The organism is Leclercia sp. LSNIH1, from assembly GCF_002902985.1.
Classification (GTDB): domain Bacteria; phylum Pseudomonadota; class Gammaproteobacteria; order Enterobacterales; family Enterobacteriaceae; genus Enterobacter.
Map to the genome: position 1 here is coordinate 3222101 of NZ_CP026167.1, position 22110 is coordinate 3244210.

Sequence of the window (22110 nt, forward strand, 5' to 3'; positions counted from 1 at the left end):
GCGCGGATGCTTAAGGTTAATGAACTCAATCAGTATTACGGCGGGAGCCATATCCTGCGCGGGGTCAGCTTTGAGGCGCTGCCCGGCGAAGTCACCTGCCTGCTCGGGCGCAACGGCGTAGGTAAAACTACGCTGCTGAAGTGTCTGATGGGGCTGATCCCGGCGCGCAACGGGGAGATCCTCTGGCAGGGAAAAAATCTCACCCAGGCAAAACCGCACCAGCGGGTGCAGGCGGGCGTCGCCTATGTGCCGCAGGGGCGGGACATTTTTCCCCGCCTGACGGTGGAGGAGAACCTGCTGCTCGGCTTATCGCGCTTTCCGGCTCGCGAGGCGAAGCAGGTGCCCGACGAGATCTGGCGGCTGTTTCCGGTATTACAGGAGATGAAGCAGCGTCGGGGCGGGGATCTTTCAGGCGGACAGCAGCAACAGCTGGCAATTGGCCGGGCGCTGGCCAGCCGTCCGCAGCTGCTGATTCTGGATGAGCCGACAGAGGGGATTCAGCCGTCAGTTATCAAGGAGATCGGCCAGGTGATCCGCCAGCTCGCCAGCCGGGGAGATATGGCGATCCTGCTGGTGGAACAGTTCTATGATTTTGCCGCCGAGCTGGCTGACAGTTATCTGCTCATGTCCCGGGGAAGCATTATCCAGCGCGGGCGCGGGGAGAATATGGAGCAGGAGGGTGTCCGCGGTCTGGTCGCAATTTAACAGGGTTGTTTTGCGCAATGTTATACTATAACATCCTCACTCACTTAAACGGAGTGAGGATATTATCTTGGCAGGACATATTGGTAAGTTTGCAATAACTCTGGGGGCGCTGCTGGTCAGCGGCCAGCTGTATGCCCATTCCCACGGACATCAGATGACCGAGGCGGAACAAAAAGCGGCTAACGGCGTGTTTGACGATAAAGATGTAAAGGATCGCCCGCTCTCAAACTGGGATGGCGTCTGGCAGTCGGTCTATCCGTTTCTGCTGAGCGGCGATCTCGACCCGGTATTCAAAAAGAAGGCGGAGAAAGACAAGAGTAAAACTTTTGATCAGGTAAAAGCCTACTACCGCACCGGTTACGCCACCGACGTAGAGAGCATCGGCATCGAAAATAATGTGATGGAATTTCATCGCGGGAAAAAGGTCGCCAGCTGCGAATATGTCTCTAGCGGCTACAAGATCCTGACCTACGCTTCCGGTAAGAAAGGGGTGCGCTACCTGTTTGAATGTAAGGACGCCAGCAGCCAGGCGCCGAAATTTGTCCAGTTCAGCGACCATATTATCGGCCCGCGCCAGTCCAGCCATTTCCATATCTTTATGGGCAACACCTCCCACGAGGCGTTATTAAAAGAGATGGACAACTGGCCAACCTACTATCCAAACGAAATGTATAAAGAGCAGGTCGTTGAGGAGATGTTGCACCATTAATTTCGGTGCGATATGTGTGCCGGGTGGCGGCTGCGCCTTACCCGGCCTACGAATATTTCGGAATTCATTAATACTTCCTTCAAGTTATGTGTGCTTATATCTCATCCTGTAATGCTAATAAAAAATTACTGATGGGAGGGGTATGTATTTCAATGATGCAATCATTACTTCTGTGCAAGCTTATAAAATCCTTGCTCTTAAGTTGGATAAGGCGGTAGCAGGCGTCAAGGATAATGTCACCTCCACTCTTAAGCAAATGGAAGGTGGTGTAACCCGTGCATCGTATTATATATCTTGCTTTTTAGAGAATTATCAGGATGTATGTGCGAAACTTAAGCATGAGGATGTAAGGTTTATCTCTGGTCTTATTCAGTTATATAAAGATCGAGATGTTATTTTTGAAATGATTAGACTGTATATAGAAATTCATTTTAAAAATAAAACAGAAGGGCGTATTCAACATATCCTTCGCAAACTTGTTAAAGCTGGTGTTTATCTATCAACAACAGGCACGACGAACCGGCTGCTCACTATTTCTGTAGCAACTGCGATCTGCCAAAGCTACAGTTTTCATGCCATAGTACACGGGCGACTAAGTCAAGCCAGATCGCTGATTCTAAAAGGAAGCGTAACAGCTACAGCAGTTTCGCTCAGCGTTTATGGTTTAGTTCATGAAGCAGCGCTTTGTGCTGATAATCTTAAGATATTTAATGCATTTTATTATCAAGCGCTCTATACGCGTAAACTTGAGATGATGTATTTCATTATCGAGCCATTAATTACCCGTAGCCCCTATCTAAACCCCATGATTATATCAGATGATGAGCTTGTTGATTTAATCGTCAGGCTAATGAGGTAAATTATGCGGTTCTTAAAAAAATGGTTGAAAGAAGAGTTTATCCTGTTTCTATGGGGATGGGGATGTTGTTTATCAATTGTTGTATTTGCTATGTTCGCTGTCTCTCACTTTCCTGATGTTACCATCGAGTTAACAGGATTATTCATTTTATTTCTTATTGGTTTTCACGTTTTTCTCTGGTTTAAATTTAAAAAGTGATAGAGAGGATATAAAATATGTCTAACCCCGCACATTTATGGCTTACGGATGACAACGGTTCACCCATAGTTGGTCCTTGTCTTATGCCTGCCCGACTTGGTTCTATTGAACTGCGGTCTGTTAGTCATCATGTTTGGTTACCCTCGGATCCAAATACGGGTAAACTAAGTGGGACCAGACTTCATACTCCTGTAAAAGTCCAGAAAGAGTTTGATAGAACGACGCCATTGCTGTTTCGGGCACTTTGCGAAGGCCGTACATTAAAAACAGCAACGCTTAAGATGTATCAAACCAACGACGCTGGTATTGAGGTAGAGTATTTCAATATTGTCATGGAAAACGTCAAAATTTGTGCCATTACGCCGAATTTGCATCCCAGTGGTATGACAAGCACGCACCTTGAAGATATTGAATTACGGTATGAAAAGATTCTGTGGAAGTAAATCGATGGAAATATTCTCTACGAAGATAGCTGGAACCATCGTGTATTCGCGTAAAATGTGAACCTTAAGCTCCAGTGTTATTCAGACTGGCCCGGCAAGCGCCGCGTCGCCGGGCGCTGCTCTCAAGCTACACGAGGTAATTCAACCCACGCCTTCATCCGCATCCCGCGCAAAATCATCATCCATGCCAGCACGATGGCGATCATCATTATCACAAACAGCGACCAGTGCGGGAGATGGGTCAAAATTAGGCCGGTGATCATCGGGTTAAACGCCGCACCCAGCCAGCCGAGGGCCTGTGCGGAGAAGTAGCTCGCTTTCATGCCCGGCGGGGCGATATTATCGATCAACATATATTCACCTGGCGCATAAACAATTTCGCCGATGGTAAAGACCGCCGCGGCAATCCCCCAGTAGACCAGATTCTCGCCGGAGAGCATAAACCCAGCCAGACCCAGGACGAAAAATAGGGTACCCAGGGTCATCAGCGGGCGAATATTACGTGCCGACAGTTTGCGACCAATGATGTATTGCAGGGAGACCACCAGCGCGGCATTCACCGGCAGCACCACGGCCACCACCTTTTGGGCAAAATCGCTGTCGTAATCGGCCGCCAGTACATACTGAGAGATACAGCTGGCGAATGAGCCGCCCACATAGGAGGCCAGCAGCCCGGAGAGGGTATACCAGAACAGCGCCCGGTCACGAAGCAGCACTGACGGCTGCCACGGCACCGGGGCGTTTTCACCGTCGGCCGCCACGCTTTTTTGCACATAGCGCTGAACTAAAACCAGCGGCAGCGCAGCGCAGAAGGCGGCAACCCAGAACGGCAGTTGCAGGCTGTACATCACCAGCAGCGTGCTCAGCGGCGGTCCAATGGTCCAGCCAATGTTCAGAAAACTGTAGTTTAGCGAGAAAACGCGCGCCTTTTCTGCCGGGCTCAGCACATCGGAAAACCAGGCTTTCAGCACCGTGGAAAAGACCGAATAGGCGCAGTTGATCAGCGAGAATGCCAGCACCACCATGACTGCATTATCTACCAGCGGGATCGCCAGGAAGCCCAACGCCACTGCTGTAATGGCGATCAGCATATAGCGGTTTTTATCGAATTTGTCGGCCAGAATGCCAAACCCTAAGCTGAAGACCACGCCAATCGTCAGGGCCACCGTCAGGGCATAACCAATATTTTCCACGCTCATGTTGAAGACGCGGGTTAAATAGATGGTCATAAACGGCAGCGTAGCGCCGCGGCCAATGGTGAGTAATAGCGATGAGGCCAGCAGCGCTGCGGTTGAACGCCTGAGAGACTGTTTCATTTTCCTGCCCGACAAATGCATGTAAATTTTTGTAATATCTATCAGGATTATCACGCCATAAGCATCTTGTATAGCACCCAATTTATCCCTAAGTGCTTTGCCTGCCTGTCAGAATTAATGATCTGTTCCTCGCCCGTTTTTTTCGTTACTTTGATAAGTGTTTACAAAAATTTAATAAACAGGGGCAGGGTATGACGCGCAAAGATGGGCTGCTGGCGTTGCTGGTCGTGGTGGTCTGGGGACTGAATTTTGTAGTGATCAAAGTCGGGCTGCACAATATGCCCCCGCTGATGCTGGCCGGTTTACGCTTTCTGCTGGTAGCCTTCCCGGCGCTCTTTTTTATCGCGCGCCCGAAAATCCCGTTTCGTCTGTTGCTGGGCTACGGTCTGACCATCAGCTTTGGTCAGTTTGCCTTTCTGTTTTGCGCCATCAACTTCGGCATGCCCGCCGGGCTGGCTTCCCTGGTGTTACAGGCTCAGGCGTTCTTCACCATTATCCTGGGGGCGCTGACGTTTGGCGAGCGGCTGCAGGGCAAGCAGCTGGCAGGTATTGTCCTGGCGGTGGTCGGGGTGCTGGTGCTTGCCGAAGCCAGCCTCAACGGGCAGCACGTCGCGCTGCTGGGCTTTTTACTGACCCTGGCGGCAGCGTTCAGCTGGGCCTGCGGCAACATTTTCAACAAAAAGATCATGCAGCTGGAGACGCGTCCGGCGGTGATGTCGCTGGTGGTGTGGAGCGCGCTCATCCCGATTGTCCCCTTTATGCTGGCCTCCTGGCTGATGGATGGCCCGACGGTCATGCTTAACAGCCTGGTCACTCTCGATGTCACCACCATTTTGTCGCTTTTCTACCTGGCCTTTGTCGCCACCATTATCGGCTATGGCATCTGGGGCTCGCTGCTCGGACGCTACGAAACCTGGCGGGTGGCGCCGCTGTCGCTGTTAGTGCCGGTGGTGGGGATCGCCAGCGCGGCGCTGCTGTTGGATGAAAAGCTCGGCGCATTGCAGCTTGCAGGGGCGGTTCTGGTGATGGCAGGGCTCTATATTAATGTCTTTGGTTTTCGTGTGCGCCGGACGGCGCGGGTGAGAAGCTAAAAAAAGCCCCGCGCGGGGCGGGGCAAAACGAATTAATTGTGCTGATTGTAGTACGGCACCCCTAATTCGTCTGATTTGTCGCTGCCTGCGCCCATATGGTTAAAATCGTGGGGCGACTGACCGTTAGCGGTCGGCAGAATCATCGTGTCACGGCTGTGTGGCTGCGGCACGGATGGCGTTTGCTCCGCAAAACTCTGGCCTGAGACCAGCACCAAAGCGGTAAAGGCGGCGGAAGCGAATAGTTTCATGATTTCCTCGATACGTCTTAGAGCCTAACCCACCAGGCTCTTAATACAGGCGATTAGCAGTTACAGTGATTGATCGGAAGCAGATACCGGGATTCCCCATGCATATTGGTAATACGGTATTTATGCGGCGGCACATCGAAGTAGTTCTTGAACGTGCGGGTCAGGGTCTGTTGCGATTCAAACCCGTAACGCTCAGCCAGATAGAGGATCGGCTCGTTACTTTCCTTCAGCTTCTGTGCGATTTCCGTTAATTTGCGGCTGCGGATGTACTGGCCTAATGAGTGGCCGGTCTCTTTTTTAAACATCCGTTGCAGGTGCCATTTTGAGTAACCTGAGCGCTCAGACACTTTTTCAAGCGAGAGCGGTGACTCCAGGTTATCTTCGATCCAGTCCAAAATGCTATGAATAGTGATGGCGTCAGTATTGCGTCTGGACATCGTCATACCTCTTTCTGTTTACGGCAGGATTTTCTTAAGCAAATGCTCAAGAGTTGCCACTTCGTCCGCCGTTAAGTTTTTTGTTAGTTCCTGGTGCAGCTCTTGTCCTACTAATTGATGACATTGTTCACACATGTCCGCGCCGTTGCTGGTCAGTTGCAACAGCACGCCACGTTTGTCATTCGGATTCGGGCGGCGTTCAATCCACCCTTTGCAGACCAGCCGATCGATCATTCGGGTCAGCGCGCCGAGGTCCACAGATAAGATTTTCTTCAGCTCAACCGGGGTAATACACACTTCGCAGCGCACAGAGCAGAGCACTTTAAACTGCGTTGCGGTGATATCCAGCGGCGACAGATAGTCATTGAGCAGGCGATCTTTCTTCTGGTTAACCATATAGATAAGGCGACCCAGCGGAATGATTTCGTTGAAGAGGTCACTGGTGCTTTTCACAATGGTTGCCCTGGCAAGTAGTTTAATCACGGCAGATATTATTGCTCAGGCAACTATAAGTCAACTGAATGCATTTGCTTATGACACGATTTGCTAAAGTGATTCAGCTCACGTTTTTGCCCGTTTTGCCGTTCTATCTATCACCAGAATAAATTGATTTCGTAACGAAAATATTACTTACGATGTGTGCGTGGCTGAAACAGGCGGTTTAACCTTATACTTGCCCGGTTATATTTGGATAAGGACAACTCAGTAAAATGGTTGATTTAATTAAAGCAATTGGGCTTGGACTGGTGGTGCTGTTGCCGCTGGCTAACCCGTTAACTACCGTTGCGCTGTTCCTGGGTCTGGCGGGGGATATGAACCGTGAGCAACGTAATCACCAGTCGCTCATGGCGTCCGTGTATGTCTTCGCGATCATGATGGTGGCGTACTACGCCGGGCAACTGGTGATGAACACTTTCGGGATCTCTATCCCCGGCCTGCGTATCGCGGGTGGGCTGATCGTTGCTTTTATCGGATTTCGAATGCTGTTCCCGGCGCAAAAAGCGACGGATACCACCGACGCGCAGGACGCGCTTGAGGAGAGGTCGGGTAAAGAGGTGCCGAATATCGCCTTTGTACCGCTGGCGATGCCAAGCACCGCAGGGCCGGGGACCATTGCGATGATCATCAGCTCCGCCTCAACGGTGCGCAGTGGCAGCGCCTTCCCGGAGTGGGTAATTATGCTTGCGCCGCCGCTGATCTTCGCCCTTATCGGCGTGATCCTGTGGGGCTGTCTGCGCAGTTCAGGCGCCATTATGCGCTGGGTGGGTAAAGACGGTATCGAAGCGATCTCCCGTCTGATGGGCTTCCTGCTGGTCTGCATGGGCGTGCAGTTTATCATTAACGGCGTGCTGGAAATTATCCAGACCTACCCCTAATCATTGAACCGGGTGGCATTCCGCCACCCGGTCGCCTCGCTAGCCGTGATGGGGCTGCTCTTCCAGCGTGACGGGCCATTTGCGGAAAATCAGTACCGACCAGATTAACGCCGCCAGCGCCGGTATCGCCCCCAGATAGCCAATTGATGCCATCGACAGATGCAGGCTTATCTGATTCCCCACCAGCGCACCTGCGCCAATCCCCAGATTGAAAATGCCGGAAAAGAGCGCCATCGCTACATCGGTGGCATCGGGCGCCAGCGCCAGCACTTTAACCTGCATCCCAAGACCAATAATCATGATCGCCACGCCCCAGACCAGGCTCAGCAGCGCCAGATGCATTTCACTCCCGGAGGCGGGGAGCAGAAGCAGCAGACAGACCAGCAGCAGGCCAATGGCGCTGCTCACAAGCGTAGAGGCGTGACGATTGCCGAGCTTACCGAACAGCAGACTGCCAATAATGCCCGCGCCACCCAACAGCAACAGCAGGAGAGTGGCGAAGCGGGCGCTGAATCCGGCAACCGACTGCACAAACGGCTCGATATAGCTGTAGGCGGTGTAGTGGGCCGTCACCACCACGACCGTCAGCAGATAGAGGCTCATCAGCGCAGGGCGACGCACCAGCAGCGGCAGGCTTTTCAGGGAGCCGGAGTGCTCGCTCGGCAGTTTCGGCAACAGTTTGATCAGACACAGCAGAGTGAACAGCGCCCCGAGGCCGATAATGAAAAAGGTGGTACGCCAGCCAAAATATTGCCCGACGATGCGGCCCAGCGGGAGCCCGAGCACCATTGCCAGCGCGGTACCGGTCGCCAGCAGGCTCAGCGCCTGGGCGCGTTTCCCGGCCGGGGCCAGGCGGATGGCCAGCGAGGCGGTAATCGACCAGAAAATGGCGTGGGCAAAGGCAATCCCGATCCGGCTTATCACCAGCACCGTAAAGTTCCAGGCCAGGAACGACAGCACATGGCTGGCGATAAACAGCACGAACAGGCCGATCAGCAACGCGCGGCGCTCAATCTGGCTGGTGAGCAGCATAAAGGGGAGCGACATCAGCGCCACCACCCAGGCGTAGATGGTGAGCATGATCCCCACCTGCGCCGTCTCCATGCCGAAGCTGCTGGCGATGTCCGAGAGCAACCCGACCGGAACGAACTCCGTGGTGTTAAAGATAAACGCGGCGACGGCGAGCGTCACCACCCGTAGCCATGCGACCCGGCGGGAAACTGTGTTGGTTGTCATAGGAATGTCAGGGATTGGTTACGTATATGAGGTGTTTTGATCTTAAAACCAACATTGGTGGAAATACAATCATTTTGTGATGCAGATCTCACTATGGTGGCAAAGTAATCGCTGGTGGAATCGGTTAATTTCCATGAATATAGGATGCAACATTAAGTTAACAGTAGGTAGAGCGATGCAGGAAATTGAGTTTTATCTCGTTGATGCGTTTAGCGATAGCGCATTTGGCGGTAATCCGGCGGCAGTGTGCCCGCTTGCGGAGTGGTTACCGGACGAGACGCTGCTGAAGATGACGCAGGAGCATAACCAGTCGGAGACCGCCTTTTTCGTGCGCCATAAAGGTGGCATCGAACTGCGCTGGTTTACCACCCACGGCGAGGTTAACCTCTGCGGTCACGCGACGCTTGCCACCGCCTGGGTGTTGTTCAACGAGATGGACTATCCCGATGCCCGGGTCCAATTTGATACCGCCTCCGGCAGGCTCACCGTCAGCCGCGACGGTGACTGGTTAACCCTCGATTTCCCGGCCTGTCCGACGGAGGCCCAGACTCCACCGCCAGAGATGCTCCATGCGCTGGGGATCGACCGCTATGTCGAGGCCCGTAAGGGACGTGCCTGGGTGCTGGTGCTGGAAAACCGTCAGCAGGTTGAGGCGGTTACGCCTGATATTCAGGCCATGACTCCCGGCGAGCACAAAGTGTCGATTACCGCCCGGGGCGAGGGCGAATACGATTTTGTCAGCCGCTTTTTCTCGCCGGGCGTGGCATTGTGGGAAGATCCGGTCACCGGCTCGGCGCATACCATGCTGATCCCCTACTGGAGTGAAAAGCTGAACAAAACCTCGCTGTTTGCCCGCCAGGTCTCTGCCAGGGGCGGCGATGTGCGTTGTGAACTGAAGGGCGACCGGGTGCTGATGAGCGGGAAGGCATCGCTCTACATGAAAGGTCATCTGTTTTTACGCTAATAACAAGGATTAACCCATTGAAAGAAATACAATTCTATCTGGCCGATGCGTTTAGCGACCGCGCATTTGGTGGGAATCCTGCAGCCGTTTGCCCTCTGGAGGCGTGGCTGCCGGATGAGGTTCTGTTAAAGATGGCACAGCAGCATAACCAGTCGGAGACCGCTTTTTTCGTGCGCACCGATAGCGGTTTTGAGCTGCGCTGGTTTACCACGCTGCATGAAATTAACCTGTGCGGTCACGCCACGCTTGCCAGCGCCCACGTGATTTTTGAGTATCTCGACTACCCGCACACGGAGATCGTCTTCTCCACCCGCTTTGTCGGCGAACTGCGGGTTAAGCGCAGCGGCGACTGGCTGACGCTGGACTTCCCGGCATGGGGTTGTGAGGCGGTGGAAAATCCTCCCGAACGGCTGTTCAGCACCCTGGGTATCCGCGAGGCGAAAGAGGTGCGGGCAGGGCGCGATTATATGGTAGTGCTGGAAAACCAGCAGCAGGTTGAGGCCCTAACCCCGGATATCGACGGCATGATGCCGCTGGGTAAGATGGTCTGCGTCACCGCCCCGGGGGATGAGTATGACTTTGTCAGCCGCTTCTTCTGCCCGGGCGAAGGGGTGGCGGAAGATCCGGTTACTGGCTCCGCCCACAGCATGTTGATCCCTTACTGGAGCGAGAAGCTGGGGAAAACCGCGATGCAGGCTCGCCAGGTCTCCGCCCGCGGGGGCGATCTGCGCTGCGAGCTGAAGGGCGACCGGGTATTGATTGGTGGCCAGGCGGCGCTCTATCTGAAGGGCACCGTGTTCCTGCGTTAGCATCATAAGCCCGGCGGCGCTGCGCTTGCACGGGCCTACAAAACCCCGCAGGCCGGGTAAGGCGCAGCCGCCACCCGGCAAATTCCATGCCGCACTCGCCGTAGGCCGGGTAAGGCGCAGTCGCCACCCGGCAAATTCCATGCCGCACTCGCCGTAGGCCGGGTAAGGCGTAGCCGCCACCCGGCAAATTCCATGCCGCACTCGCCGTAGGCCGGGTAAGGCGTAGCCGCCACCCGGCAAACAGGCCGCACCAATCACGCCAGCGACGCCCCCCCGCACAGCACCAGCTCCTGCCCGGTGACGGGCGCAGCCTCGGCGCTCAGCAGGTAGCTCACCATTGCCGCTACCTCTTCCGGGGCGATCAGCCTCCCCATCGGCGGCACTTTTGGCGGCGATGCTTCCCGACCTGGCGCGCTCAGCATCGGCGTCTGGGTTGCCCCCGGCGCGACCACGTTGGCGGTGATCCCCCGCGGCGCCAGCTCTGCCGCCCAGCTGCGCACCATGCCTACCAGCGCCGCTTTGGTGGCGACATACTGCGACCGGCCCGCGGCGCCGCGTGAGGTACGGCTGCCGATAGCCACCAGCCGCCCACCGGCGCTCATCCGTGGGGCAAAGTGGTTGAACAGGATCTCGGCGGCGTGAATATGCAGCCCCCACAGGCGGGCGCTGACTGCCGGATCCAGCTCACCGAGCGGGGCGGCAGCCATCATCCCTGCGGCATGAACAATCGCCTGTGGCACCGGAAGGGCGTTGAGCGCGGCAGTAAATGTGACAGTGTCACTTATATCGACGCTCAGGCTGGTGAAGTGCGGATGGGGGTTATCCACACCGCGACGACTGATCCCCGTTACCTGCCAGCCCTCGGCCAGCAGGCGGTTTACGATCGTTTCGCCGATGCCGGAGCTGGCTCCCGTGACGATGGCTGAACGCATATCACCCCTCCAGCAGCGCGCGCGGCACTTTAAACACCGCCTTACGCACGGTCATGGGTTCATCCACGGCACACAGCGCCTGATGGGGTTCCCCGGGCAGAAACACCGCAAAATCACCGGCGCGCAGGGTGATACTCACCGGATGCACCGCACCGGGAGCGATAAAGAGATCCGGCTTGCGCTCCTCGTCGTTTGCCTGGGCCAGCGACTGCATGCCGGCGTTAATGATCTCTTCGCCGTCCAGCACCACCTGAATATCGGCCCACTGATGGTGATATTCGGTATGGCGCTGCGCCTGCGGCTGGGTCTGCGCCGGGCCGATATGGCAGAACCACGGGCAGCCTTCCGGCTGCCAGCGTCCATCATCCCGGGCAGCAAGTGCCGCCAGGGTGCACTCGGGGCGACGGAGGATCTCACTGAGAGCGCAGGGCAGCCCTGCCAGCGGCAGGGCGTTAAGGTGACCGATAATCATTGTTGCGACTCCTTCACCCATTCCGGCGATACGCGTACATATTTGATCGCCTGACGGAAATATGTGTAGGCGATATGCAGCGTACCGTCGGAGCTCTGCTTGATGCTGGGATAGGAGAACTCACGATTGAGCTTCTCCAGCGAGTTGTTGGTCATGCAGTAGCCGTCGCCTTCATCGAGATTGCGCTGCCAGGGCCAGCTTTTCCCGCCGTCGTTGGAGATCGCCACCGTCATCGGCGCGCGCGGTGCGCCCCAGAACGCGGCGCGGCCATCGGTCACTTCCGGCTCTTTACGCCCGTCGCCGTCGTCGATCTCGTCATACAGCGAGGCGCGGCGTTCCAGCGCTCCCGCGGCGCTCATGTGGTTAAACACCAGCGCCAGCTCGCCGCTGGCAAGGGTGGTGACCTGAATCGACGAGTTGTTGTTCGGCAGCTCAGTCGGCTCCGGCACCGACCAGCTTTCGCCGTTGTCCAGCGACTGGCTGATGTAGATATTATCCGCCCAGCGGCTGCGGTAGAGCGCCACCAGATTGCCGTTTTTCAGCGCCGTAATGTTCATGTGCACGCAGCCCAGGCTCTCCGGCACCTCGACATCGCGCCAGCTTTTCCCCTGATCTTCAGAGATTTTCACCGCGCTGATGTCGTCATTACCCACCCATTTCTCACCCGGACGGGTGCGGCAGTAAAAGACCGGCAGCAGCCAGTTGCCGTTATCCAGCACCACGATCGGCTGGCGAATAAAGGTGCCGGGCTTATCGAGCAGGGTGGCGATCTCCCCCCAGCTTTTGCCCAGATCCTCAGACTTGCGGTAGCGCACGATGGCGGTATCCTGGTTGCCGGAGATCTGCGCGGTCCACAGCAGCCACAGCACGTTGTCCGGGGCGAGGAACAGGACCGGGTTCTGCTCTGAGCGGCTGGCGTCGTCGGAGAGCTTCACCGCCGCGCTCCACTGATTGCTGCCGGGGGCCAGGCGCGACCCCCACACCGAAATATCAGCGATCCCTTCCTGGGTGCCGCCGAACCAGACGCACATCAGGGTGCCATCCGGCAGCGGCAGCAGATTGGCTGCGTGGTTCTGCGGGCAGGAAGAGGGCAGCATCGCCGTTTCCACGCGGGCATCCTCTGGCTGCGGGCGAACAATCCCGTCACGGGTTACGGTTACAGACATATCAAACTCCATTATGTTGAACAGGGGCATGCGCTTTGCGATCCGCTTTATTCGGGATGATGCGGTCGAGAACCATAATCACCGCCGGGGTGATCAGCGCGATGTACATATTGTTAATACCAAACGGGTCGCCCAGCAGATACCACAGCGAGGTCATCACGCAGGCGCCAATCAGGCCGGCGTTGGCACCGCGGGTGCTTTTGAAGAACGGAGCGTAGAAGGCGATCACCGCCACCACCGAAATCGACAGACGAATGGCGCGGGTGAAGAACGACAGCTTCAGCACTTCCGGTACCAGCAGGACGAAGATCAGCGGCAGGAAGCCAATCAGCAGCGACAGCCAGCGGGTCGCTTTAAACTCCTGCTCCGGGGTCGGGTTGCGGTAGGGTACATAGAAATCTTTCACCACCAGCGAAGCGATAGCCAGCGCCACGGTACTTACGCTGACGAAAATCGAAGCCACAAGTGACGTTGTCACCAGACCGGCCAGCCACGGATTCATATCCTGCAGGAAGATCGGCATGGCGTAGAGGCTGTCGATCTCCGGGTGCAGATACTTCGCCGCCACGCCAATCACCGCAATCGCCAGGGCAATCGGCAGGCAGAAGAAGAAGGCGACCCAGGTGGAGCGTTTGGCCGACTTCACATCTTTAGTGGATGAAATCGCCTGGATAACAAACTGGGTACAGAAGATGGAGCCGATGGTGCCAATCAGCCAGGCAAAGATGGTGCTGGCGCCGATGTTGCCGTCCCAGGTCCAGTAGTAGCTCGGCATCTGCTCAATCATTGGCGTAAAGCCGCCGGTTTTAGAGAGCGCGAAGCCCATGATGATCAGGATGCCGAAATATTTCAGGGCGCTGTGCAGCAGCGTCACCCACGCCACCCCCTTCATGCCGCCAAAGGCGAAGTAGAAGGTACTGACAACCGCGGTAATAAAGGCTGCCACCGGCAGGTTGACCTTCAACACGGTGGAGATCGCCGCCGCGCCGGAGACATAGTTGCCGACGTTTACCAGCAGCAGGGCGTAGATCATGATGATGGAGATGATGTTTTTGGTGCTGGTGCCGTACTTCTCGGCAATCGCCCCGGAGATGGTGATTTTGCCGGTGTTATAGATGCGCTTCACCAGCAGCAGGCCGAACAGCGGGAAGCCGATGGCTGCGCCAATCACTGACCAGGAGGCGGCAAAACCATCCTCGAACGCCGCCTGGGCGGTCCCGATGGTGGACTTGGCGCCGATATATTCAGACATCAGCAGGATCCCGACGATAAAGGCCGGCATCGCCCGGGAGCCTTCCATAAAATCACCGGTGTTTTTACTGCGTAACCGGAAGGTCAGCCAGGTGGTAAACAGAATGTAGACAATCACGATGCCTACGATGATCAGGGTATCTTCAGCGGTAAAATTGTTCATCTTTGCCTCTCTTCAGGGCGTAGGAAACCTGGGCACACCTGGTGCCCGGTATTCTTATGGACGAAATCAAACGCCGGTTACTGCAGTGACTTCGTCACTATCTGGCGGATCTGTTCAGTCTGTTGCGCATCGAAAGCCACCGCGTAGCGGCTTTCACCCACCTCTTCGCCCATCACCTGCAGCGCTTTTTTTACCGCCGCCGGAGAGAAGGCCACTTTATACAGATTCGTGCGCAGTTCGGTCACGCCATCCTGCGCCCGACGCGAGCCCTCAACATCGCCCGCATGGAAACGCGTCCAGATGGCGTTGATCGCCTCCGGCGCCACGTTCGCCAGCCCGGAAATACAGGCCGAACAACCTTCAACATAGCCCTGATGGATGAGCGAGTCGGGGCCGTTGAGCACGTCGAAATCGTCGATATCCGCTACGGCTTTCAGGAATCCGCTCAGGCTCTCGTAGCTGCCTGCGCTATCCTTAATGCCGATGATATTCGGGTGTGAAGCCAGCACCCGCGCGGTCTGCGGCTCAATGGTATTGCCGGTGCGCGCCGGAATGTTGTAGAGAAATACCGGCACTGTCAGGGCATCGGCGATAGCGGTGTAGTGGGCGATCAGTTCCGCCTGGGTTAAAGGTACAAACCACGGGGTGATAACCGAGACGGCATCCACCCCCAGGGATTCGATCTGCTTACCGAGACGAATAGTGGCGCGGGTGGAGATCTCCCCGATATGCGCCACCACCAGCGCACGCCCGGCGACCTCCTCCACACAGGCGCGGGTGACGGCCACTTTTTCCTCTTCGGTCAGCACGAAAAACTCCCCGTTGGTGCCGCCACAGAAAATGCCATTACCCGCCGCCAGCTGACGCTGGATCTGGCGTTTCAGCCCCGGCAGATGCAGGGCGCCATCCTCGGTAAAGGGGGTGACGATCGCCGTCAGCACGCCTTCAATCTTGTTACGCATTGTTCACTCCTTCGATATTAACGTTCGGGGAACAGGGTCTGGTAAATACCCTGCACCTCGGCATGGCTGACCTGACGCGGGGCATTGTTCATCAGGCGTTTTACGTTCAGGGCGGCATCGCTCAGCGAAGCGATATCATCCCGCGGGACGCCCAGCGTCTCGAGGTTGTCCGGGAGGTTGAGGCGGCGCACCAGGGCAGCAAACCACTCCACCAGCGCGTGGGATTTCGCTTCCACCGACAGGGAGGTATCGGCGCCAGGCACCAGATCCCACACCTGGGCAAATTTTTCTACCGCGTCCGGGCGCACCACGCGCATGCAGGGCGCTAACAGGATGGCGTTCGCCACCCCATGCGGCAGGTGATATTTCCCGCCCAGCGGATAGGAAAGGGCATGCACCAGATGGGTTCCGGCATGGGCGATGGCCACGCCGCCGTAGTAGGATGCCCACAGCATTTCGAGCTTCGCCGCCAGGTTGTGCGGCTCGGCGCAGGCGGTTTCGATGTTATTGACCAGCTTGCGCAGACCTATCAGCGCTGCGTTATCGCTCACCGGGTTCGCGACGGTGGCGGTAAAGCACTCGATCAGGTGGCACAGGGCGTCGATCCCGGTCGAGGAGGCGATGTGCGGCGGCATGCTGGTGGTCAGTTCCGGCAGCAGCGCCACGTAATCGGGCAGCAGTACCGGGGAGATGATGCCGATTTTGGTGCTCTGCTCGGGTATGGCGAGGATCGCGTTCGGCGTAGCTTCGGAGCCGGTACCGGCGCTGGCCGGGATCAGCAGCGATGCAAGGCGCGTGTTGGGTTTTTCACCCGCCAGCAGCGCATCCAGACCCGGCGAGGCCGGATGGCACAGCACGGAGAGCAGTTTCGCTACATCCAGTACGCTGCCGCCGCCTACGCCCACCACCAGATCAAAAGCGGTATCGTTGATGTCAGCCAGCAGAGCGTGAACGTCGTGATGCGTGGGCTCTGGCGGCACGCGCTCAATCACGCTGACGCTGCGGTTATCGGCTTCCAGCAGGGCGCGGATAGCTCGGGCGGCCTCCAGACGGGCGATATTACCGTCGGTGACCAGTAAAAGGCGCGACTTGCCTGCCAGCAGGGGCGCGAGGGCCGGGATCGCACCCGCACCGCTGATTATCGTACTGTTAATGGTTAACACATTGCTCTCCTGTTGCTGTGTCTGTGATTGATTTCGCTCAAAACAGGCAATCACAGTCATCGTGTCTCTAAATTTATAATTTATTCGCAAACTGAATAACTTGATCTTGCTCACATATAATCAATCATGATTGAATATAATCATTAACAGGAACGACGAACCTTTGGGGATGAACGTGAACAACCTGAACAGAGAGATCGTGGTGATCGCTGACGACTTTACCGGTGCCAACGATGCGGGGGTGAGCCTGGCGCTAAGCGGCAAAAAAGTCAGCGTGGCGTTTCAGACGCCTTTTACCGACGACACCGATGCGCTGGTTATTAATAGCGATAGCCGGGCGATGAAGGCATCAGAGGCGGCTGAAAAACTGACGCGGTATGCGACCGACGTTCACGCGGCCAAATGGCTGATTAAGAAAATTGACTCAACGCTTCGCGGCAACCCGGGCGCTGAAGTGGAAGCGCTGCTGAGGCTTAGCGGTAAGGGCCAGGCAATTATCGCCCCGGCATTTCCGGCCGCCGGGCGCACCACCGAAGAGGGCCTCTGCCTGGTGAACGGCGTGCCGGTGACGGAGACCGAGTTTGCCAGCGACCCGAAAACCCCGGTGCGCCACGCGCAGGTAGCGAAGGTGCTGGCGGAGCAAACCCGGCTTAAAAGCAGGGTGGTCACGCCGGCGGAACTTGCCACGGCGCTCACGAGCGATGCGCGTCTGGTGATTGTGGATGCGCAGACCGACGCGGAGCTGGATCAGATTATCAACACGGCGTTTGCCTGCGATGAAAAGCCGCTGCTGGTGGGCTCTGCCGGGCTGTGCGATGCCCTGGCGCGCCGTCTTGCCACGCCGCGCCAGCTGCTGGCGGTTATCGGTTCGATGAGCGAAATTGCGCAAAAGCAGATCCAGCGCGTGCGCGGGCAGCACAATGTCAGCACGGTATTAATTGATATCAATGATGTGTTTAACGGGACGATGGCGGGATACCAGCAGCAGATCGCCCGGGCGCTTGCGGCAGGCCAGCACTGCGTGGTGCATACCTGCGCCGACACCCAGGCGCGGCATCAGATAGAGACGCTCTGCCAGCAGCGCGGATTAAGCCGCGCGGCGCTGGGGGAGACCATCAGCGCCTTTCTGGGTGCGCTGACGCGTAATGCGCTGGAGACCCGCCGCCCGGCGGCGCTCTATGTCTCCGGAGGCGATGTGGCGATGGCGGTTGCCAGCGCGCTCAACGCACAAGGTTTTGCCATTCGCGGACAGGTGGCGCAGTGCGTGCCGTTCGGTCGTTTTTTGGGTTGTCGCTGGCAGGGGCCGGTTATGACCAAAGCGGGCGGTTTTGGTACTGAAACCACGCTGCTTGAGGTTTTGCATTTTATCGAGGAGAAGATGAGTGACTAATATCATTGCTGTAACGATGGGTGACCCGGCGGGCATCGGCCCGGAAATTATTATCAAATCCCTGACCGAGGGTGAGCTCTCCGGTGCGCCCGTCGTGGTGGTGGGGTGCGCCCGCACTCTGCAACGGGTGCTGGAGAAAGGCATTACCGCCCCGGCAGAGTTACGTGTGATTACCCGCGTCAGCGAGGCGCAGTTTGGCCCGGCGATCGTTAACGTGCTGGATGAGCCGCTGGCGGAGCCCGAGGCGTTACAGCCAGGCGTCGTGCAGGCGCAGGCGGGGGATCTGGCCTACCGCTGCGTGCGTCGCGCCACCGAGCTGGCGATGGCGGGGGAAGTGAAAGCCATTGCCACCGCGCCGCTGAACAAAGAGGCGCTGCATCTGGCGGGCCACCACTATCCGGGCCATACCGAACTGCTGGCGCACCTGACCGACAGCAAAGATTACGCGATGGTGCTCTATACCGATCAGCTGAAGGTGATCCACATCACCACCCATATCGCGTTGCGCAAATTCCTTGATACCCTCAACCAGGATCGGGTAAAAACCGTGATTGGCATTGCCGATACCTTCCTTAAGCGGGTGGGCTACACCAATCCGCGTATTGCGGTGGCCGGGGTTAACCCGCACGCCGGGGAGAACGGTCTGTTTGGTGACGAAGAGATCAAGATTGTCGGCCCGGCCGTTGAGGCGATGAAGGCGAAGGGGCTGAATGTGTTCGGGCCGTGTCCGCCGGATACGGTGTTTATGCAGTGCCACGAAGGCATGTACGACATAGTGGTGGCGATGTATCACGATCAGGGCCATATTCCGTTAAAATTACTCGGTTTTTATGACGGGGTGAACATCACCGCCGGGCTGCCGTTTATCCGTACTTCAGCTGACCACGGCACCGCATTTGACATTGCGTGGACAGGTAAAGCGAAGTCTGAGAGCATGACGGTTTCTATCCAGTTAGCGATGCAAATCACACGGGAATAATATGAAGGGATATAGCCGGTTAGAACAGATAATGGACTACCTGAAAGGGCACAATCTGGTGACAGTGGATCAGCTGGTGGCGGCAACGGATGCCTCGCCTGCGACCATTCGCCGGGATCTGATTAAGCTCGATCAGGAGGGGGTCATCAGCCGCACCCATGGTGGCGTGACCCTGAACCGGTTTATCCCCTCCCAGCCCACCACCAGTGAAAAGATGCAGCGCAGCCTGGCGGAGAAACACGCCATCGCCTGCGCCGCCGCCAGTTTTGTTAAAGCCGGTGACGCGGTGGTGCTCGATGCGGGCACCACCATGATTGAACTCGCGCGCCAGTTGACCCATCTGCCGCTGCGCGTCATCACCAGCGATCTGCATATCGCCCTGTTTCTGTCAGAGTTTAAGCAGATTGAGGTGACGATCATTGGCGGGCGCATCGACGATTCCAGCCAGTCCTGCATTGGCGAGCATGGCCGCCGCCTGCTGCAAAATATCTGGCCGGATATCGCCTTTGTCAGCTGTAACGGCTGGGATCTGGAGCGCGGCATTACTTCTCCGACGGAAGAGAAAGCGGCGCTGAAGCGCGATCTGATTGCCAACGCCCGACGCCGCGTACTGCTCGCCGACAGCACGAAATATGGCGCCTGGTCGCTGTTTAATGTGGCGCACCTCAACTCCCTGACCGATATCGTCACCGATAAACGTCTGGATGAGAATGTGCAGCAGACCTTAAGCCAGCTGGATGCCACGCTGACCTTAGCCCCTTAAGGCTCAGGGCAGGCGGGCGATATTGGCCTTAATCACCTCTACTGAATGGCGGAACTTCTGCTGCTCCTCTTCCGCCAGTTTTAATTCAATGATTTGCTGGACGCCGCTCTGGGCCAGCACCGCGGGCACGCCAATCGCTACCCCATCAACGCCATACTCACCCTCCAGAATGCAGGAGATCGCCAGCGCCCGGTGGCTGCCGGTGAAGATATTGCGGCAGATTTCAGCGATAGTGGCGGCGATGCCGTACTCTGTGCAGCCCTTGCGGGCGTAGATCTCAAAGCCCTGTTTGCGCACGCGTTCGGCCAGCTCGTCAAAATCCAGCGTCTGGCCGGTATGGCGTTGATACACCTCGGCAATGGGTGAGCCATATACCGACGAATGGGACCAGACCGGGAACTGCGTATCGCCATGCTCGCCCAGGATAAAGGCATCGATGCTCTGGGCGCCGATATCCAGCGCCTGCGCGAGGGTACGACGCAGACGGGTGGTATCCAGCCAGACGCCGGTGCCGATTACCTGATTACGCGGCAGGCCGGAGAGCTGCCACACCTGCCAGGTGATGATGTCGCACGGGTTGGTGGCAATCAGAAAGATGCCGTTAAAGCCGCCCGCCATCATCTGCGGGACAATGTTCTTCACAATGCTGGCCGTGGCGGTTAATTCATCCAGCCGCGTCTGTCCTGGCTTCAGGGCGCCGCCGGAGACGGTGATCACCGCGATATCCACATCGGCACAGTCGCTCACCTCGCGGGTGGAGATGCTCATCATGCCGGGCATATAAGCGGCAGCATCCGCCAGATCCCAGGCGTGGCCTTCACTGCGGGCGTGGTTAATATCCACCAGCAGCAGCTCTTCGCAGATATTTTGATTGAGCAGGGCATACGCCGCAGAGGTACCGACATTTCCGGCACCGATAATCATCACTTTACGGGCTTTGGTGTTCATTGTTTTTCCTGAAATTTAAACCGGCAATAAGCACCAAACTAACGCTGCCGGGGCAGGTGGCGCAATGGTCAGGCGCAGCTATAAGTTAAAAATATGCCGTTGCGTTTGTCGGCCAGCGTTATGGTGGAGAAAAACGACAAAAGGAGCCTGCCATGTATTCCATTACCTCTGAATCCCCCGCCCATCCCGACATCATTAACCTGATTGCCGCCCTGGACCGTTACCAGAGCGCGCTCTATCCGGCAGAGAGCAACCATCTGCTGGATCTGACCGGGTTGCCCGACCACGCCCTGATAATGATGGTGATCCGCGATCGCCAGCTTAACGCCGTCGGCTGCGGGGCGATCGTGCTGAACGGCGATGGCAGCGGCGAGATAAAGCGGGTCTATATCGATCCGACCCATCGCGGACAGCGGCTGGGTGAAACGCTGCTGGCGGCGCTGGAAGATGAAGCGCAAAGCCGGAGCTGCCACAGCCTGCGGCTGGAGACGGGGATCAAGCAGCTTCCGGCCATCCGGCTCTATGAACGCTGTGGCTACCAGCTGTGCGAGGCGTTTCCTCCCTATGCCCCGATCCCCTGAGCCTGTTTATGGAGAAGCTGCTGGTGGCTGACCTTCGTTTAGCAGCGCTATAAACGCTTCCAGTTGCCGGGTCATCGCGCCCCGGCGCCATACCAGCCAGGTGGTGAGCCAGCGCCAGTTTTCCGCCAGCGGCCAGGCAGCCACCTGGTGATGTCCGGGCATACTTTCCAGCATTGAACGGGGCATCAGCGCAATGCCCGCCCCGGCAATGACGCAGGCCAGCATCCCGTGATAGGACTCCATTTCGTGGATGCGCCCTGGCGTGGCGCGATCCGCGTGAAACCAGCTCTCGAAATGGCGGCGATAGGAGCAGTTGGCGCGAAAGGCATAGATATCGTGCCCGCTGATGTCGGCGGCCCGCGCAACCTCTGGATGACCGGCAGGCACCACCAGCATCATCTCCTCCCGGTAGACCGGCATGCCCTCCAGTTCCGGGTGGTTTAATGGCCCGTCCACAAAGGCCGCGCTCAGCGTCCCTTCCAGTACCCCGTCAATCATTGTCCCGGAAGGGCCGGTCGCCAGCGCAAACTGAATGCGCGGGTAACGCTGGTTAAACTGCGCCAGCGAGGCCGGGATGCGCACCGCCGCGGTGCTCTCCAGCGACCCGAGGGTAAACAGTCCCTGTGGTTCATCACCGGCCACCACCATCCGCGCCTCATCCACCAGGGCGAGGATCTGTCGGCTGTAGCGTAAAAAATTATGCCCTGCGGGTGAGAGGCGCAGCCGCTGGTTCTCGCGGATGAATAGCGCCACACCAAGATCGGCCTCCAGCTGTTTGATGCGGGTGGTCAGGTTTGAGGGCACGCGATGCACTTTCTGCGCGGCCTGGGTAATGCTGCCGGTCTGGGCGACGGCGTTAAACATCTCCAGCTGGGTCAGATCCATATCGTTCTCGTTTCGTGAATAAAGTGGTTATTATTATTCATTTTTAAGAAATGGCAGATCGCGC

At 57.1% G+C, this 22110-nt stretch carries 25 protein-coding genes and 1 pseudogene; 13 read left to right on the plus strand and 13 right to left on the minus strand.

Annotation, left to right across the window (positions count from 1 at the left end; genetic code table 11):
• Positions 1 to 6 precede the first annotated feature (6 nt).
• The 5 genes from urtE (at position 7) to C2U54_RS16105 (ending at position 2914) form a co-directional block, all read left to right on the plus strand.
• Positions 7 to 705: an urea ABC transporter ATP-binding subunit UrtE gene (gene urtE / locus C2U54_RS16085; RefSeq protein WP_103179547.1), complete on the plus strand. Its 699-nt coding sequence runs from the start codon at positions 7 to 9 to the stop codon at positions 703 to 705.
• Positions 706 to 772: 67 nt separating this feature from the next.
• Entirely contained in the window at positions 773 to 1414 is a 642-nt protein-coding gene (gene zinT / locus C2U54_RS16090) for a metal-binding protein ZinT (protein ID WP_103179548.1), read from the plus strand.
• A gap of 142 nt (positions 1415 to 1556) precedes the next feature.
• On the plus strand, positions 1557 to 2273 hold the full coding sequence (locus C2U54_RS16095; protein WP_103179549.1) for a hypothetical protein: 717 nt from the start codon (positions 1557 to 1559) through the stop codon (positions 2271 to 2273).
• A 3-nt stretch (positions 2274 to 2276) separates the two neighbouring features.
• A complete protein-coding gene (locus C2U54_RS27760) occupies positions 2277 to 2471 on the plus strand; it encodes a hypothetical protein (protein WP_103179550.1) in 195 nt (64 codons plus the stop codon).
• Between the two features lie 17 nt (positions 2472 to 2488).
• The gene (locus C2U54_RS16105) at positions 2489 to 2914 is read left to right on the plus strand and encodes an Hcp family type VI secretion system effector (protein WP_103179551.1); all 426 of its coding nucleotides are present in this window, start codon (positions 2489 to 2491) and stop codon (positions 2912 to 2914) included.
• Between the two features lie 122 nt (positions 2915 to 3036).
• Here C2U54_RS16105 and ydeE read toward each other — a convergent pair whose 3' ends face one another.
• The gene (ydeE, locus tag C2U54_RS16110) at positions 3037 to 4230 is read right to left on the minus strand and encodes an efflux MFS transporter YdeE (protein ID WP_103179552.1); all 1194 of its coding nucleotides are present in this window, start codon (positions 4228 to 4230) and stop codon (positions 3037 to 3039) included.
• Between the two features lie 191 nt (positions 4231 to 4421).
• Between ydeE and eamA the strand changes: the two genes are divergently transcribed.
• Positions 4422 to 5321 (plus strand): O-acetylserine/cysteine exporter, encoded by a 900-nt coding sequence (gene eamA / locus C2U54_RS16115; RefSeq protein ID WP_103179553.1) that lies wholly within the window; start codon positions 4422 to 4424, stop codon positions 5319 to 5321.
• A 32-nt stretch (positions 5322 to 5353) separates the two neighbouring features.
• Here eamA and marB read toward each other — a convergent pair whose 3' ends face one another.
• Genes marB through marR form a run of 3 tightly spaced genes read right to left on the minus strand, consistent with a single transcriptional unit; the run spans position 5354 to position 6459 of the window.
• Positions 5354 to 5569 carry a multiple antibiotic resistance protein MarB gene (gene marB, locus C2U54_RS16120; RefSeq protein WP_103179554.1) on the minus strand — a complete coding sequence of 72 codons (216 nt, stop codon included), beginning with the start codon at positions 5567 to 5569 and terminating at the stop codon, positions 5354 to 5356.
• Between the two features lie 53 nt (positions 5570 to 5622).
• On the minus strand, positions 5623 to 6006 hold the full coding sequence (gene marA / locus C2U54_RS16125) for an MDR efflux pump AcrAB transcriptional activator MarA (RefSeq protein WP_139156372.1): 384 nt from the start codon (positions 6004 to 6006) through the stop codon (positions 5623 to 5625).
• Between the two features lie 18 nt (positions 6007 to 6024).
• Positions 6025 to 6459: a multiple antibiotic resistance transcriptional regulator MarR gene (gene marR, locus C2U54_RS16130; protein WP_103179556.1), complete on the minus strand. Its 435-nt coding sequence runs from the start codon at positions 6457 to 6459 to the stop codon at positions 6025 to 6027.
• Between the two features lie 257 nt (positions 6460 to 6716).
• On the opposite strand from marR, the gene C2U54_RS16135 reads away from it, so the two are divergent.
• Positions 6717 to 7382, plus strand: coding sequence for a MarC family NAAT transporter (locus C2U54_RS16135; protein WP_103179557.1), 666 nt, complete (start codon positions 6717 to 6719; stop codon positions 7380 to 7382).
• A 39-nt stretch (positions 7383 to 7421) separates the two neighbouring features.
• On the opposite strand, the gene C2U54_RS16140 is transcribed toward C2U54_RS16135, so the two are convergent.
• A complete protein-coding gene (locus C2U54_RS16140; protein ID WP_103179558.1) occupies positions 7422 to 8618 on the minus strand; it encodes a sugar transporter in 1197 nt (398 codons plus the stop codon).
• 175 nt (positions 8619 to 8793) lie between these two features.
• Here C2U54_RS16140 and C2U54_RS16145 point away from each other — a divergent pair, with 175 nt between their 5' ends.
• The gene (locus C2U54_RS16145) at positions 8794 to 9582 is read left to right on the plus strand and encodes a PhzF family phenazine biosynthesis protein (RefSeq protein WP_103179559.1); all 789 of its coding nucleotides are present in this window, start codon (positions 8794 to 8796) and stop codon (positions 9580 to 9582) included.
• A 17-nt stretch (positions 9583 to 9599) separates the two neighbouring features.
• Positions 9600 to 10391 carry a PhzF family phenazine biosynthesis protein gene (locus C2U54_RS16150; protein WP_103179560.1) on the plus strand — a complete coding sequence of 264 codons (792 nt, stop codon included), beginning with the start codon at positions 9600 to 9602 and terminating at the stop codon, positions 10389 to 10391.
• Positions 10392 to 10645: 254 nt separating this feature from the next.
• Here C2U54_RS16150 and C2U54_RS16155 read toward each other — a convergent pair whose 3' ends face one another.
• The 6 genes from C2U54_RS16155 to C2U54_RS16180 all read right to left on the minus strand — a co-directional run bounded on the left by C2U54_RS16155 (position 10646) and on the right by C2U54_RS16180 (position 16500).
• Entirely contained in the window at positions 10646 to 11323 is a 678-nt protein-coding gene (locus C2U54_RS16155; RefSeq protein ID WP_103179561.1) for an SDR family NAD(P)-dependent oxidoreductase, read from the minus strand.
• A gap of 1 nt (position 11324) precedes the next feature.
• Positions 11325 to 11795 (minus strand): YhcH/YjgK/YiaL family protein, encoded by a 471-nt coding sequence (locus C2U54_RS16160; RefSeq protein WP_103179562.1) that lies wholly within the window; start codon positions 11793 to 11795, stop codon positions 11325 to 11327.
• Positions 11792 to 12961, minus strand: coding sequence for a sialidase family protein (locus C2U54_RS16165; RefSeq protein ID WP_103179563.1), 1170 nt, complete (start codon positions 12959 to 12961; stop codon positions 11792 to 11794). The genes C2U54_RS16160 and C2U54_RS16165 overlap by 4 nt, the downstream gene beginning before the upstream one ends.
• Before the next feature lies 1 nt (position 12962).
• Positions 12963 to 14375: a sodium:solute symporter family protein gene (locus tag C2U54_RS16170; protein WP_103179564.1), complete on the minus strand. Its 1413-nt coding sequence runs from the start codon at positions 14373 to 14375 to the stop codon at positions 12963 to 12965.
• Positions 14376 to 14452: 77 nt separating this feature from the next.
• Positions 14453 to 15337, minus strand: coding sequence for a dihydrodipicolinate synthase family protein (locus C2U54_RS16175; RefSeq protein WP_103179565.1), 885 nt, complete (start codon positions 15335 to 15337; stop codon positions 14453 to 14455).
• 17 nt (positions 15338 to 15354) lie between these two features.
• Positions 15355 to 16500, minus strand: a complete 1146-nt coding sequence (locus C2U54_RS16180; RefSeq protein WP_103179566.1) for an iron-containing alcohol dehydrogenase — start codon at positions 16498 to 16500, stop codon at positions 15355 to 15357.
• Between the two features lie 169 nt (positions 16501 to 16669).
• On the opposite strand from C2U54_RS16180, the gene dtnK reads away from it, so the two are divergent.
• The 3 genes from dtnK to C2U54_RS16195 are packed head-to-tail and all read left to right on the plus strand — an operon-like array spanning position 16670 to position 19632.
• The gene (gene dtnK, locus C2U54_RS16185; protein ID WP_103179567.1) at positions 16670 to 17890 is read left to right on the plus strand and encodes a D-threonate kinase; all 1221 of its coding nucleotides are present in this window, start codon (positions 16670 to 16672) and stop codon (positions 17888 to 17890) included.
• Entirely contained in the window at positions 17883 to 18869 is a 987-nt protein-coding gene (locus C2U54_RS16190) for a D-threonate 4-phosphate dehydrogenase (RefSeq protein WP_103179568.1), read from the plus strand. Before dtnK ends, C2U54_RS16190 begins: the two co-directional genes overlap by 8 nt.
• Before the next feature lies 1 nt (position 18870).
• On the plus strand, positions 18871 to 19632 hold the full coding sequence (locus C2U54_RS16195; RefSeq protein WP_103179569.1) for a DeoR/GlpR family DNA-binding transcription regulator: 762 nt from the start codon (positions 18871 to 18873) through the stop codon (positions 19630 to 19632).
• A 3-nt stretch (positions 19633 to 19635) separates the two neighbouring features.
• Here C2U54_RS16195 and C2U54_RS16200 read toward each other — a convergent pair whose 3' ends face one another.
• Positions 19636 to 20580 (minus strand): L-lactate dehydrogenase, encoded by a 945-nt coding sequence (locus C2U54_RS16200; protein ID WP_103179570.1) that lies wholly within the window; start codon positions 20578 to 20580, stop codon positions 19636 to 19638.
• A 152-nt stretch (positions 20581 to 20732) separates the two neighbouring features.
• Between C2U54_RS16200 and C2U54_RS16205 the strand changes: the two are divergent.
• A pseudogene (locus C2U54_RS16205) lies at positions 20733 to 21214 on the plus strand (GNAT family N-acetyltransferase).
• Here C2U54_RS16205 and ptrR read toward each other — a convergent pair.
• On the minus strand, positions 21168 to 22046 hold the full coding sequence (gene ptrR / locus C2U54_RS16210) for a putrescine utilization regulator PtrR (RefSeq protein ID WP_103179571.1): 879 nt from the start codon (positions 22044 to 22046) through the stop codon (positions 21168 to 21170). The pseudogene C2U54_RS16205 and the gene ptrR overlap by 47 nt on opposite strands.
• Between the last annotated feature and the right edge of the window lie 64 nt (positions 22047 to 22110).